Annotated in this window: 13 protein-coding genes; 8 read left to right on the top strand and 5 right to left on the bottom strand. The window is 71.9% G+C overall.

Annotated elements, in window-relative coordinates:
* Positions 1–96: 96 nt before the first annotated feature.
* Entirely contained in the window at positions 97–1,419 is a 1,323-nt protein-coding gene (locus ACSIH6_RS14570; protein WP_435108814.1) for an ABC transporter substrate-binding protein, read from the bottom strand.
* A 215-nt stretch (positions 1,420–1,634) separates the two neighbouring features.
* Here ACSIH6_RS14570 and ACSIH6_RS14565 point away from each other — a divergent pair, with 215 nt between their 5' ends.
* The 5 genes from ACSIH6_RS14565 to ACSIH6_RS14545 all read left to right on the top strand — a co-directional run bounded on the left by ACSIH6_RS14565 (position 1,635) and on the right by ACSIH6_RS14545 (position 6,679).
* Positions 1,635–2,432, top strand: a complete 798-nt coding sequence (locus ACSIH6_RS14565; RefSeq protein WP_435108813.1) for a DeoR/GlpR family DNA-binding transcription regulator — start codon at positions 1,635–1,637, stop codon at positions 2,430–2,432.
* Positions 2,429–3,511, top strand: a complete 1,083-nt coding sequence (gene galT, locus ACSIH6_RS14560; protein ID WP_435108812.1) for a galactose-1-phosphate uridylyltransferase — start codon at positions 2,429–2,431, stop codon at positions 3,509–3,511. Before ACSIH6_RS14565 ends, galT begins: the two co-directional genes overlap by 4 nt.
* Positions 3,508–4,470, top strand: coding sequence for a UDP-glucose 4-epimerase GalE (gene galE / locus ACSIH6_RS14555; RefSeq protein ID WP_435108811.1), 963 nt, complete (start codon positions 3,508–3,510; stop codon positions 4,468–4,470). Before galT ends, galE begins: the two co-directional genes overlap by 4 nt.
* A gap of 31 nt (positions 4,471–4,501) precedes the next feature.
* The gene (gene galK, locus ACSIH6_RS14550) at positions 4,502–5,641 is read left to right on the top strand and encodes a galactokinase (protein WP_435108810.1); all 1,140 of its coding nucleotides are present in this window, start codon (positions 4,502–4,504) and stop codon (positions 5,639–5,641) included.
* Positions 5,642–5,764: 123 nt separating this feature from the next.
* The gene (locus ACSIH6_RS14545) at positions 5,765–6,679 is read left to right on the top strand and encodes a Gfo/Idh/MocA family protein (protein WP_435108809.1); all 915 of its coding nucleotides are present in this window, start codon (positions 5,765–5,767) and stop codon (positions 6,677–6,679) included.
* 231 nt (positions 6,680–6,910) lie between these two features.
* On the opposite strand, the gene ACSIH6_RS14540 is transcribed toward ACSIH6_RS14545, so the two are convergent.
* Positions 6,911–7,180 (bottom strand): GlsB/YeaQ/YmgE family stress response membrane protein, encoded by a 270-nt coding sequence (locus ACSIH6_RS14540; protein ID WP_061079328.1) that lies wholly within the window; start codon positions 7,178–7,180, stop codon positions 6,911–6,913.
* Between the two features lie 189 nt (positions 7,181–7,369).
* On the opposite strand from ACSIH6_RS14540, the gene ACSIH6_RS14535 reads away from it, so the two are divergent.
* Positions 7,370–7,729: a hypothetical protein gene (locus ACSIH6_RS14535; protein ID WP_435108808.1), complete on the top strand. Its 360-nt coding sequence runs from the start codon at positions 7,370–7,372 to the stop codon at positions 7,727–7,729.
* 528 nt (positions 7,730–8,257) lie between these two features.
* A complete protein-coding gene (locus ACSIH6_RS14530; protein ID WP_435108807.1) occupies positions 8,258–9,058 on the top strand; it encodes a hypothetical protein in 801 nt (266 codons plus the stop codon).
* 531 nt (positions 9,059–9,589) lie between these two features.
* Here ACSIH6_RS14530 and ACSIH6_RS14525 read toward each other — a convergent pair.
* Positions 9,590–10,060 (bottom strand): hypothetical protein, encoded by a 471-nt coding sequence (locus tag ACSIH6_RS14525; protein ID WP_435108806.1) that lies wholly within the window; start codon positions 10,058–10,060, stop codon positions 9,590–9,592.
* A gap of 181 nt (positions 10,061–10,241) precedes the next feature.
* On the opposite strand from ACSIH6_RS14525, the gene ACSIH6_RS14520 reads away from it, so the two are divergent.
* Positions 10,242–10,625, top strand: a complete 384-nt coding sequence (locus ACSIH6_RS14520) for a helix-turn-helix domain-containing protein (RefSeq protein WP_435108805.1) — start codon at positions 10,242–10,244, stop codon at positions 10,623–10,625.
* 103 nt (positions 10,626–10,728) lie between these two features.
* On the opposite strand, the gene ACSIH6_RS14515 is transcribed toward ACSIH6_RS14520, so the two are convergent.
* Both ACSIH6_RS14515 and ACSIH6_RS14510 read right to left on the bottom strand, forming a co-directional pair.
* A complete protein-coding gene (locus ACSIH6_RS14515) occupies positions 10,729–11,352 on the bottom strand; it encodes an ATP-dependent Clp protease proteolytic subunit (protein WP_435108804.1) in 624 nt (207 codons plus the stop codon).
* Positions 11,349–12,008, bottom strand: coding sequence for a ClpP family protease (locus ACSIH6_RS14510; RefSeq protein WP_435108803.1), 660 nt, complete (start codon positions 12,006–12,008; stop codon positions 11,349–11,351). The genes ACSIH6_RS14515 and ACSIH6_RS14510 overlap by 4 nt, the downstream gene beginning before the upstream one ends.
* Positions 12,009–12,106 lie beyond the last annotated feature (98 nt).

Genomic DNA, 12,106 nt, shown 5'->3' with positions numbered 1-12,106 from the left:
CGCGGGGACCGGCCGGGCGGGGCCTGTGCGGACCCCTGGGTCGGGTTTCGAGGCGGTGAGGGGGCGTTCGACACCACACCTGCTCTCCCTTCTGGTTCAGCCACCGAAGATGGAGACCTTCTGGCGCTGGATGCTGGCGGTCAGGTCGGCGATGTCGTCCGGCTGTCGGAGGAAGCGCTGGAGCGCGGGGATCATGACGACGGACGCGAAGTCGGGACGGGTGTCCCGGTCCATGTACTGGGTGAGCGCTCCCGCGTTGGCGACCATGTCGTTGACCTTGGCGTCGAGGGCGCTGAACCCGCTGGTGTCGGCGTCCAGGTGGGTGGGGAGCGCCTGCGGGTCGATCGCGGTGTAGATCTCCTGGGCCCGGAGGGTGCCCATGTGTCCCACGAGCTCGCGGGCCCCGTCGGGGTTGCGCGGGTCCCCGGAGAGCATGAACCCGTCGATGGGCGCCTCGACGGCGTCGGCGCCGATCGCGGGGTCGAACTCGGGGAAGGCGAAGCAGTCCAGGTCGTCCAGGTCCTCCTCGGGGAAGGAGTGCGCGATGAACATGCCGCAGAGCATCATCCCGGCCTCGCGCCGGACCAGGGCGGTCTGCGCCTCGTTGACGCCCCGGCCCAGGGGGTCGGGCTGGTGGTGGGGCAGCAGCTCGGCCCAGGTGCCGAAGACGCTCCTGACCTCGGCGGAGTCCCAGGAGTGGTCGCCGTTGAGCAGCTCCAGGTGGAAGTCGGGGCCGTTCAGCCGCAGGTTGAGGTGGTCGAACATGCCCATCGCGGGCCAGCCCTCGCGGATGCCGGAGGCGAGCGGTTCGAGCCCGTCCGCGCGCATGCGCCCACACAGCTCCTCGAACTCCGCGCGGGTGGCGGGGACCTCGTAGCCGTGCTCCTCGAACACGCTCCTGCGGTGGAAGACCGCCCAGGGCGCGGTGGAGTCGGGGACCATGTACTGCCTGCCGTCGTCGGCCGTGCACAGCCTGCGCACCTGGTCGGTGAACGCGTCCCCGAAGTGGCGGTCCCAGACCCCGGAGACGTCGCTGATCAGGCCGCGTTCGGCGAAGAAGCGCATCCGGTAGCCCGCGAACCAGCCGATGACGTCGTCCGGGGTGCCCTGGAGGTAGTTGTTGATGCTCTCCTGGAAGGCGGTGGACTGGAAGGTGTTGACCTCCACGGTCAGCCCGGAGTCCGCCTCGAAGAGCCCGACGCTCTCGGCGACGGCCTCCTGCTGGGCGGGGTTGGCCCGGTTGGAGGCCAGGGTGACCAGGTCCGGGTCCCCGCGTCGACCCGCACCGCACCCCGCCAGGGCGGGCAGGGCCAGCAGCGTTCCGGCCCCGGCCAGGCCGCGCAGCAGGGTGCGGCGCCCCAGGCCCGGTGGTCCCGGTGGCCCTGGCGGTCCTGGTGCTCCCGGTGGTCCGTGGTACATGGGGGCCTCCTTCGAACGGGGGGTCGTCAACAGATGTGAAGGCGGTCACACGAACGTTTTAATATGTTCGACACTCACCCCCGGTCCTGTCAACAGGTACCAACGTTTTCCAACAGTTTTCCGGGGAGGCCACGGGTACCATTGACACGAGAGGGGAACCTGGAACACTAGTTCCAACAGATTTCCACATTTTCGATCATCCCTGGGGGGGGCGGATGCTGGCTGCGCAACGACAGGAGCTGATCCTCGAACAGGTGCGGCGCGTCGGGGCGGTGCGTGTGTCCGACCTCGTCGAGAGCCTCTCGGTGTCGGACATGACCGTGCGCCGCGACCTCGACGCCCTGGAGGGCCGCGGGGAGCTGCGCAAGGTGCACGGCGGGGCCGTCGCACCGGACGGCGCGCGCACCGAGGAGCCCGGCTTCGAGGCCAAGTCCACCCGCCAGGAGGACGAGAAGCACGCCATCGCCCGGGCCGTGGCCGACCTGGTCGAACCGCACAGCGCCGTGGGCCTGTCCGCGGGCACCACGACCGCCACCGTCGCCGAGTACCTCGCCGACACACCGGGGCTGACGGTGGTCACCAACTCGCTGCGCGTGGCCGAGGTGTTCCACCGGGCCGCGCGGCCCGACCAGACCGTGGCGCTCACCGGCGGCTTCCGCACGCCCTCCGACGCGCTCGTGGGCCCGCTCGCGCTCGCCTCCGTGCGCGGCCTCAACCTGGACGTCCTCGTCCTGGGCGTGCACGGCATGCAGGAGCGCGCCGGGTTCACCACGCCCAACCTCATGGAGTCCGAGACCAACCGCGCCCTGGTGGAGGCCGCCGCCTCCCTCGTGGTCGCCGCCGACCACAGCAAGTGGGGCACGGTCGGGATCAGCACCATCGCGCCGCTGGACCGCTGCGACGTGCTGGTCACCGACTCCGGAACCGACCCGGCCGTCCGGGCCACCCTGACCGAGCACGTGGGCCGCCTGGTGGTCGCCGACGTGCGACCGAGGAAGAAGGAGGACGGATGAGGAGGACCTCGGCCCGGCTGGCCGACGGCCGCGAGATCGTCTACTTCGACGAGGGCGACACCGCCCGCGAACCCGCACCCGACCTGCGCGAGCTGCCACCGTCCGCGACGGGCGCGGAGATGCGCTTCGACCCCCTGCTGCGCGAGTGGGTGGTGGTGGCCTCCCACCGGCAGGGCCGCACCCACCTGCCCTCCAGCCACGACTGTCCGCTGTGCCCCTCCGGCGAGGGGCGCCTGACCGAGGTCCCGGCCGCCTCCTACGACGTGGTCGCCTTCGAGAACCGCTTCCCCTCGCTGGTGCGCGACGACGGCCGCGCCCTGGAGGGGGTCGGGGAGCTGGAGCCGTCCCGGCGCGTGGCCGCGGGCCGCTGCGAGGTCCTCGTCTTCGGCTCCGACCACGACGCGTCCTTCGCCGACCTGGGCCCCGAGCGGGCGCGCACGGTCATGGCCGCATGGATCGACCGGACCGAGGCGCTGTCGGCGATGCCGGGCGTGGAGCAGGTGTACTGCTTCGAGAACCGGGGGCCCGAGATCGGGGTGACCCTGCACCACCCGCACGGGCAGATCTACGCGTTCCCCTTCGTCACCCCGCGCACCCGGCGGATGCTCGACTCCGCCGAGGAGTACCGCGAGCGCACCGGCGGCTCGTTGTTCGCCGACGTGCTGCGCGCCGAACAGGAGGCCGGGGTCCGGGTGGTGGCCAGGACCGAGCACTGGACGGCCTTCGTCCCGGCCGCGGCCCGCTGGCCCGTGGAGGTGCACCTGTACCCGCACCGGCGGGTGCCCGACCTGCCCGCGCTGTCGGAGGAGGAGCGCGAGGACTTCGGCCACCTCTACCTGGACGTGCTGCGCCGCTTCGACGCGCTCTACGACGCGCCCCTGCCCTACATCTCCGCCTGGCACCAGGCGCCCGTGCGCGACCGGCGCGACCTGGCCCACCTGCACCTGGAGCTGTTCTCGGTGCGGCGCGCGCCGGGCAAGCTCAAGTACCTGGCCGGAACCGAGTCCGGCATGGGCGCGTTCATCAGCGACGTCGCGCCCGAGACCGTCGCCGAGCGGCTGCGGGAGGTCGCACCGTGAGACTGCTCGTCACCGGAGGCGCCGGGTACATCGGGAGCGTGGTGACCGCCCTGCTGCTGCGGGAGGGCCACGCGGTGACCGTCCTGGACGACCTGTCCACCGGGCACGCGGACGCCGTCCCCGAGGGGGCCCGGCTGGTGGTCGCCGACGTGCGCGAGGCCGCCGACGTGCTGGACCCGTCCGTGGACGCCGTCCTGCACTTCGCCGCCAAGTCCCTGGTGGGCGAGTCGGTGGCGGACCCGGGCAAGTACTGGCACACCAACGTGTCGGGGACGCTGGCGCTGCTGGAGGCCGTGCGGCGCCACGGCGTGGGGCGCGTGGTGTTCTCCTCCAGCGCCGCCACCTACGGCGACCCCGCCGGCGACGCGCCGATCCGCGAGACCGACCCGGCTGCGCCCACCAGCCCCTACGGCGCGAGCAAGCTCGCCGTCGACCACATGCTGGAGTCGTGGGCGGCGGCGCACGGGATCGGCGCGGTGAGCCTGCGCTACTTCAACGTGGCCGGGGCGCACCTGGGCTTCGGAGAGCGGCACGAGACCGAGACGCACCTGGTGCCGAACCTGCTGCGGGTGGCCGCCGAGGGGGAGGGGCACGCCAGCGTGTTCGGCACCGACTACCCGACCCGGGACGGGACGGCGGTGCGCGACTACCTGCACGTCGCCGACCTGGCCGACGCGCACCTGCGCGCCCTGGAGAGCGTGCGCCCGGGCGTCTTCCGCGTCCACAACCTGGGCACCGGCGGCGGGCACAGCGTGCGCGAGGTGATCGAGGCGGTCCGGCGGGTGACCGGCCGCCCGGTGCCCGTGGTGGACGGCCCGCGCCGCGCGGGCGACCCGGCCGTCCTGGTCGCGGCCAACGACCGGGCCCGCGAGGAGCTGGGCTGGACGCCGGGGCGCACGCTGGACGAGACCGTCGCCGACGCCTGGGAGTTCGTCCTGGCGCGGCGCGGCACGGCCTGACCCCCATCGCACAGCAGGAAGGCAGGACCTCGTGGACGACGTGACGACCGCGTTCCACTCGGCGTTCGGGTACGGGCCCGAGGGCGTGTGGACCGCGCCGGGGCGGATCAACCTCATCGGCGAGCACACCGACTACAACGACGGGTTCGTGCTCCCCTTCGCCCTGCCCCACGCGCTGACGGCCTCGGCCGCCCGGCGGACGGACGGACGGGTGCGGCTGCTCTCCCGGCAGTCGCCGGAGGAGTACGCGGCCCCGCTGGACGACCTGGTCCCCGGCGCGGTGCGGGGGTGGGCCGCCTACCCCGCCGGGGCGCTGTGGGTCCTGCGCGACGAGGGCCGCGCGGTGGACGGGTTGGACCTGCTGGTGGACAGCACGATCCCGAGCGGGGCGGGCCTGTCCTCGTCGGCCGCGCTGTCGTGCGCGACCGTCATGGCCGCGGCCTCCCTGTACGGGGCCGACCTCGCGCCGGGCGAGGTGGCCCGGCTGGCCCAGCGGGTGGAGAACGACTTCGTGGGCATGCCCTGCGGGATCCTGGACCAGTCCGCGTCCATGCTCTCCACCGAGGGGCACGCCCTGTTCATGGACACGCGCACCCTGGAGACCGAGCAGGTGCCCTTCGACCCCTCCGCACAGGGGCTGACCGTGCTGGTGGTCGACACCCGCGCCCCGCACCGGCACGTGGACGGCGCCTACGCCGAGCGCCGCCGCTCGTGCGAGGAGGCCGCGCGCGTCCTGGGGGTGGCGGCCCTGCGCGACGTCACCGACCTGCCGGGCGCCCTGGCCGCGCTGCCCGACGACGTGTCCCGCCGCCGGGTGCGCCACGTGGTGACCGAGAACGAGCGGGTGCTGCGGTCCGTGGACCTGCTCCGGTCCGGGCGCACGCGGGAGGTGGGGCCGCTGCTCACCGCCTCCCACGCCTCGCTGCGCGACGACTACGAGGTGAGCGTCCCCGAGGTGGACACCGCGGTGGACACCCTCCTGGCCGCGGGCTCGCTGGGGGCCAGGATCACCGGCGGCGGCTTCGGCGGGTGCGTGGTCGCCCTGGTGGAGACCGAGCGCGTGGAGGGCTGCGGGAAGGCGGTGCTGGAGGCCTACCGGGAACGGGGCTTCGAGGAACCGGCCGTGTTCGGGGCCCTGCCGTCCGAGGGAGCGCGCCGCCTGCACCCCTGAGGCGCCGGGCGGGAACGGTCGGGAGACCGCACGCTGGCGGCCCCTGGCGACCCCGCCCGAGGTTATGGGAGCGCTTCCATGGACAATGGTGAGACGGTGGACACAAGGGACGAGGGAGCACGCATGGGACTCAGGTTCGGTCTGCTGGGCACGGGCTACTGGGCCGCGGAGACGCATGCCGCGGCGCTGGACGCCCACCCCGGCGCCACCCTGGCGGGGGTGTGGGGACGCGACGAGGCCAAGGCGGCGGCGCTCGCCGAGCGCTACGGAACCCGGGCCTACGCGGACTTCGAGGCGCTGCTGGCCGACGTGGACGCCGTGGCGATCGCGCTGCCGCCCCACATCCAGGGCGACCTGGCCCTGCGCGCCGCGCGGGCCGGGAAGCACCTGCTGCTGGACAAGCCGCTGGCGCTGTCGACCCTGGCGGCCGACGCGGTGGTCGCCGAGGCCGAGGCGCGCGGGCTGGCGTCGGTGGTCTTCTTCACCAGCCGCTTCTCCGAGAACGTGGTGGAGTTCGTGGACTCGGCCGCGGCGGAGGGCGGCTGGAACGGCGTGCGGGCGACGCTGTTCGCCTCGATCTTCGAGCCCGGCAACCCCTACGGCGGCTCGCGCTGGCGCCGGCAGAAGGGCGGCCTGTGGGACGTGGGCCCGCACGTGCTGTCGCTGGTGCTGCCGGTCCTCGGCCCGGTCACGCAGGTGACGGCGCTGGCGGGGCCTCGGGACACCGTGCACATGCTCACCCGGCACGAGGGCGGCGCGGTCGGCTCGTTCGCGGTGACCGTGGACGCCGCTCCCGAGGCGAAGACCTTCGAGGTCGTGCTGCACGGCGAGCGGGGTTGGGTACCGGTGCCGGGCGGTGACCGGAGCCCGGTGGAGGCGTTCGGCGCGGCGGTCGACCGGCTGCTGGCGCAGGTGGAGGGGACGGTGGGCGACCCCTGTGACGTGCGCTTCGGCCGGGACGTGGTGGCCGTGCTGGAGGCCGCCGAGACCTCGGTGCGCCTGGGCCGGTCCGTGGGCGTGGACGAGGCCGCCGGATAGCGGTCCGGCGGCCCGGGACTGCGCCGGACGGAGGCCGGCCTCGGAGGCCGGCCTCCGGTGCGGCGGCGCTCGCCCCGTCGGCCGGCGGAGCTGATGCCGTGGCCACAAAGGTTCGCCGGGGTCGCCCCCTCCGCCGTGACCTTGTGCTCATAGCGAGGTTGGTCGGTCGAGACGAGCTAAGACGCAGTTCAGAACCCTCGTGGCACACCAGCAACGGTTCCGGCCAGGCCGCTAGGCGGTGCGGCCCTTGGCTCCTCTGGAGTAGAAGCCGTCGGCCAGGTAGACGATCGCTGCGGCCACCAGCACCTGGATGATCAGCGTGATGATCCATCCGGCGCCGAAGAGCCCCGCGGCGATCCAGCCGCCGATGAAGGCGGCCACGATGCCCAGGATCAGGGTGAGCCAGATCGGCAGGTGCTGTTTGCCGGGGACGATGAGGCGTCCCAGTGCGCCGACGATCAGGCCGACGACGATCGCACTGATGATTCCGGTGATCTCCATCTTTTCCTCCCGGATGTTGACGCCCTCACCCCCTGCCCGCTCGGTGACGGCGAAAACACGCGGGACACGCGCCCGGAACCAAGGCTTTGCGCGTTCCGTGCCCGGCCATGGCCTGGTCGGCGGCGGCCGCCCGCGCCTACTAGGGCGGCACCGGTGGCCCCGCGGCGCGGGGCGGGGTGCCGACAGCGGATGCGACGCACGCACCGCACCGTGGCGTGGCGTGCTCTCGCGATGGCCCATACCCGGGTCGTTCCTCCGTCGGGGCGGCCGCGCCGAACCGTGGCTCTGCCCGGCGACCTGGACGCCGAGCGCGAGACCTTCGCCGCGAAGCTGGCCTCGGCGACCGACCTGGGCGCGAACACCCGCGACAAGTACCTGCGCAACGTCGGCTACTTCCTGGTCTGGCTCGCCGACGCGCGCGAGCCGGTCGGCCTGGTGACCGTGGCCGAGCTGATGGGGCACGCCGACATCAACACCACCCGCCGCTACGCGCTGCCGACCGAGGCGGACAAGGCCGCCGCGCTGGAGGCGCTCACCGTCGACCGGTGAGGTTCGGTCGCGTTTGCGGCCCGTGCCACGTTCGTTAACGGCACCCCGAGTACCTGGCAGCCCAGGATGTGTGGGCCTTCGGTGAGCTCATGGACGACCTGCTGCCCCGGCGGCACCGCCGGGCCGCACCCCGCCAGGTCACCCGGCGCTCCTTCCGGTTTCCCACCCGCAAGCCCACCACGCCCACCTCGGGCAGGACCCGGCATCGCATCCACCCGTGGCGCCTGACCCCACCAGCGAAAACACCCTAAAACAACGGTGTTGGTGGTCAGGCCGCCGCGTGGCGACGTCATGATTTTTTCATCAGCTGACGCACCTCGGGTGCGGGCGCCGTGCCCTTGTTTCCGTGCGACTCACCGTGATAGAGACGTAAATAGGAGATATGTCGAGGAGGTGATGGCGAACACCGTGCACGCGAGTTGCGAGTGTTTGGAGTAAGTCGGACTCGTGGGCTGCATAAGCGCCTGCTTCGATCGACCCTGCGGCGTTCGTGATCGACACGTAGGATCGGCTTGAATCAGGAGTCCAATGGTAGCGAAAAAGCAGACGATCAATGTGATCTGCGTGGTCACCGCAGCATTTCTGATGGGCCCGGTGGGAACGGCTGCGGCATCGCCGACGCCGTCAGGAGCGGGGCCGACTGCGGCGCCGTCGGCGCAGTCGGCCGCCGAATGTTCTGACAACGGTGCCGCGACCACGGGCGCCGAGCAGGGCGACGCGTACGACATGACTCTGATCGACGGCGCACCGGCCGAACGGCTGGCGGCCGATGTGGCCGCGCTCGTCGGCGACGGCGACGTGACGGTGCACGCGTCGGCCGAGGCCCTGGAGCGCGACGGAGCCAAGGCCTACCAGATCGAGACCGGCTCGGACCAGCCGCAGCACACGTCGGTGAGTGTCCCGATCTCGGGCGGCTACAGCGAGCCGTTGAGTAACCTGACGTTCCTTTTCGATGCTGAGGGCGCCGTCGTCCAGTACGCCGAGACTCTGTACAGCCAGGCCGACTCCGGCAATTTCCACATCAGCAGTTACGTGGACGGTGCGCTCACGACGAGCGAGGACACCGGTATCCCGTTCGTGGGTGAGGAGCAGCTCCGTGACGAGGTGGCGGCCGCGAACGAAGCGGTCGCCGAGAGCGCTAACACGGGCGCGTGCGTCGCCGCGGTACTCGGTGTCAGCGGCGCGGTGGGTGCCGCCATCGCCTATGCCTGCGTCGGTTCCTGCGCCGTTCCCATGACTCCCGTCACCGCCCCGGTCTGCGCGGCGTGCATCGGTGGGTTCGCGGTCGTCGGCGGTGCTTCGATCACAGCGATCGCGAGCTGTTTCTGAGGTGGTCACCATGCTTCAAGGCAAGGGGTCTTACCGACTCTTCCTCGCCTTTATCATCCCCATGGCGTTGGCCGGGGCGGGTTTGATCCTGCTCGTCCCCAGCCTCGCTGGCTCCGGGGGCACCCTCCATTGGGTGGGATTCGCGGCTTTGGGGCTGATCGTTGTCGGATGCATGTTCGCCTTAAGACGTGTCCGGCCCGATCGTGCAGACGAACGGTAAGACGGCTACAGTATGAAGGCGAAAATGTCCCGCTCTCATCAGGGAGCGGGGCATTTTGAATGAACAGTTCTGAATTTCGCTACATCTTCACGATGCAGGGTGTGGGTGGGAGGAAATGTCGCGCGTCAGGCCTGAGTTGGCTCATGGTGTTGCCTGCGCGGGAATCCCATCGCTCTGAACTGCGGCGATGTTCGCCATCTTCGGGGTTTTCACGCGCTAAGCCGGTGGATAGGCTCGCCGCGTGGCATTCATCAGACGAGTGCGTACAGCCTCCGGAGCAACAACCGAGGCCGAACTCGCCCTCCTGCTCCTCAGCCGGGCGAGCCCCACAAGACCTCGTTCCTTCCCCCAAGGCGGCGCAGCGGCCGGTACCCGGCCGCGTCCAGCTTGGACAGCTCCTTGTCGACGTCGATCGGGTAGCGCACCTCCGGATCGCGCCGCTCCAGACTCTGGGCGGTGGAGCAGCGCCCGATCGTGGCCAGGTGGCGACGCCGCTCGGTGGGCAGCACCGACACGTCCAGGGCGTGGGCGTCCAGCGAGCGCAGGTACTCCAGTTTGGCGACCTCGGCGTTGACCGCGTTCGGGGAGGCCTGCGTGGCGCCGTGGGAGAGCCAGTGCGGCCGACTCGACCCCACCGCGGGGTCCACCCGCAGCAGGCCGTCCAGGTCCAGGCGCAGCACCGGGGTGAGCAGCGGCTCGATGCGCTGAAAGGTCTCGGCCTTGGCGGCCTCGCGGGCGGCCACCACCCGCTCCAGCAGCCACACCGGGCCGGGCCGGATCACACAGGCGCTGCGCAGGTGGGCGCACGCGGCGCGGGGGCGGGGTACCGACAGCGGATGCGACGCACACGCCGCCCGAACGGTTCTGCCCTTCGCAGAACGCCTGTGGACGACTCCCCCACAAGGCGGCTGCGGCGTAGGCTCGTCAGGTGAGACCGTCGCGCACGACCACCGTGGAGGCCTGATGACCGACGTCCTGAGTTCGCTGGACGAGGCCCGCGCGGGCGGGCGCGCCGAGGAGCCGCAGGATCCCCTCATGCGCGACCTCATCGGCGACCTGCTGCGGCGCACCCGGACCGAACAGGGCCGCACGCTGCGCGACGTGGCCGAGGACGCCCAGGTCTCGCTGCCCTACCTGTCCGAGATCGAGCGCGGGCGCAAGGAGGCCTCCTCCGAGGTGCTCGCCGCCGTCTACCGCTCCCTGGGACTGAGCCTGTCCGACGTGCTGGGCGAGCTGTACGAGCGGACCGTGACGGCCAGGCTGCCCCGGACCGGCACCGGTCTGGGCGACTACCGGCCCGCCGCCGCGCCCGCCCACCAGGCCCGGGTCCTGTCACTGGCCGCCTGAGGGCGGCGACCGAACACGGGGCGAAGCGGAGCCCCGAAGGAGTGCTGTTCGACCGCCCGGGCCGGGGCGTTCCGCGCGGCGGCCCCCCGGCTCCGGGCGGTCCCTACGCGGCGGCCCTCCCGGCCGCCGGGTGCGCCTGGCGGGTGGTGATGATCCCGTCCACCAGGCCGTAGTCCTTCGCCTGCTGGGCGGTGAAGATCTTGTCCCGGTCGGTGTCGGCGCGCAGTCGCTCCTGCGTCTGCCCGGTGTGCCGGGCCAGGATCTCCTCCACCTGCGAGCGGACCCGCAGGATCTCCTCGGCCTGGATCTCCAGGTCGGCGGCCACGCCCTGGCCCTCCCCGGAGGGCTGGTGCAGCAGCACCCGCGCGTGCTCCAGGGCCGTGCGCTTGCCCGCCGTGCCCGCCGCCAGCAGCACCGCCGCGGCGGAGGCCGCCTGCCCCATGCACACCGTGGCCACGTCCGCGCGCACGAACCGCATGGTGTCGTAGATGGCGGTCAGCGCGGTGTTCGAGCCGCCCGGCGAGTTGATGTAGAGCTGGATGTCGGTCTCGCTCGACTCGTAGTCGAGGTGGAGCATCTGCGCCATCACCACGTTGGCGACGTCGTCGTCGATCGGCGTGCCCAGGAAGATGATCCGCTCCGACAGCAGCCGGCTGAACACGTCGAAGGACCTCTCGCCGTGGGGCGTGCGCTCCACCACCATCGGCACCGTGTAACGACCGCTCACCGGCCCTCCCCCTTCACGTACGTGGCGAACCCGGGTGCCCCGGCGCCCAGGCGGATACCGCCGCCGTTCATCTCCGAGACGGACGCGACCACGTGGTCGACGAACCCGTACTCCCTGGCCTCCTGCGCGGTGAACCAGGCGTCGCGGTGCTGGTCCCGGGAGATGGTCTCCTCGGTCTGACCGGTGTGCTCGGCGATCAGCCGCACCATGGTCTGCTTGGTGTGCGCGAGGTTCTCGGCCTGGATGGCGATGTCGGCGGCCGTCCCGCCGAGGCCGCCGGAGGGCTGGTGCATCATGATCCGCGCGTGCGGCAGGCTGTAGCGCTTGCCCGGTGTGCCGACACAGGCCAGGAACTGGCCCATGCTGGCCGCGAACCCCATGACCAGGGTGGACACGTCGTTGGGTACGAAGTTCATCACGTCGTAGATGGCCAGCCCGGCCGACACCGAGCCGCCGGGGCTGTTGACGGCGAGCGTGATGTCCTTGCGCGGGTCCTCGTCGGCGAGCAGCAGGATCTGCGCGCACACCCGGTTGGCGCTGGTCTCGTCGACCTGCGTGCCCAGCAGCACGATGCGGCTGCGCAGCAGGCGCGCGGCCAGCTGGTCGTCGAAGGCACCGCCGGAGGTCTCGTCCGAGGCGGCGACATGGGTCGGCATGGCACTCTCCCTTCACCGGCCCCTCGCGGGCCGGTGATCCCAGCCTGCGGCGACGGAGAGGGAGACTTCCACCGTTTCGGCCCGGGGCAGATCTGCCC

This window comes from Nocardiopsis synnemataformans (assembly GCF_965343085.1).
Taxonomy (GTDB): domain Bacteria; phylum Actinomycetota; class Actinomycetes; order Streptosporangiales; family Streptosporangiaceae; genus Nocardiopsis; species Nocardiopsis alborubida.
This window is presented reverse-complemented; position numbering and strand designations above follow the sequence as displayed.

Excerpts from the sequence above, each read along its gene's own strand:
- ACSIH6_RS14570 (WP_435108814.1), bottom strand. The coding sequence starts at position 1,419 with ATGTACCACGGACCACCGGGAGCACCAGGACCGCCAGGGCCACCGGGA.
- ACSIH6_RS14565 (WP_435108813.1), top strand. The coding sequence starts at position 1,635 with ATGCTGGCTGCGCAACGACAGGAGCTGATCCTCGAACAGGTGCGGCGC.
- galT (WP_435108812.1), top strand. The coding sequence starts at position 2,429 with ATGAGGAGGACCTCGGCCCGGCTGGCCGACGGCCGCGAGATCGTCTAC.
- ACSIH6_RS14545 (WP_435108809.1), top strand. The coding sequence starts at position 5,765 with ATGGGACTCAGGTTCGGTCTGCTGGGCACGGGCTACTGGGCCGCGGAG.
- ACSIH6_RS14540 (WP_061079328.1), bottom strand. The coding sequence starts at position 7,180 with ATGGAGATCACCGGAATCATCAGTGCGATCGTCGTCGGCCTGATCGTC.
- ACSIH6_RS14535 (WP_435108808.1), top strand. The coding sequence starts at position 7,370 with ATGCGACGCACGCACCGCACCGTGGCGTGGCGTGCTCTCGCGATGGCC.
- ACSIH6_RS14530 (WP_435108807.1), top strand. The coding sequence starts at position 8,258 with ATGGTAGCGAAAAAGCAGACGATCAATGTGATCTGCGTGGTCACCGCA.
- ACSIH6_RS14520 (WP_435108805.1), top strand. The coding sequence starts at position 10,242 with ATGACCGACGTCCTGAGTTCGCTGGACGAGGCCCGCGCGGGCGGGCGC.
- ACSIH6_RS14510 (WP_435108803.1), bottom strand. The coding sequence starts at position 12,008 with ATGCCGACCCATGTCGCCGCCTCGGACGAGACCTCCGGCGGTGCCTTC.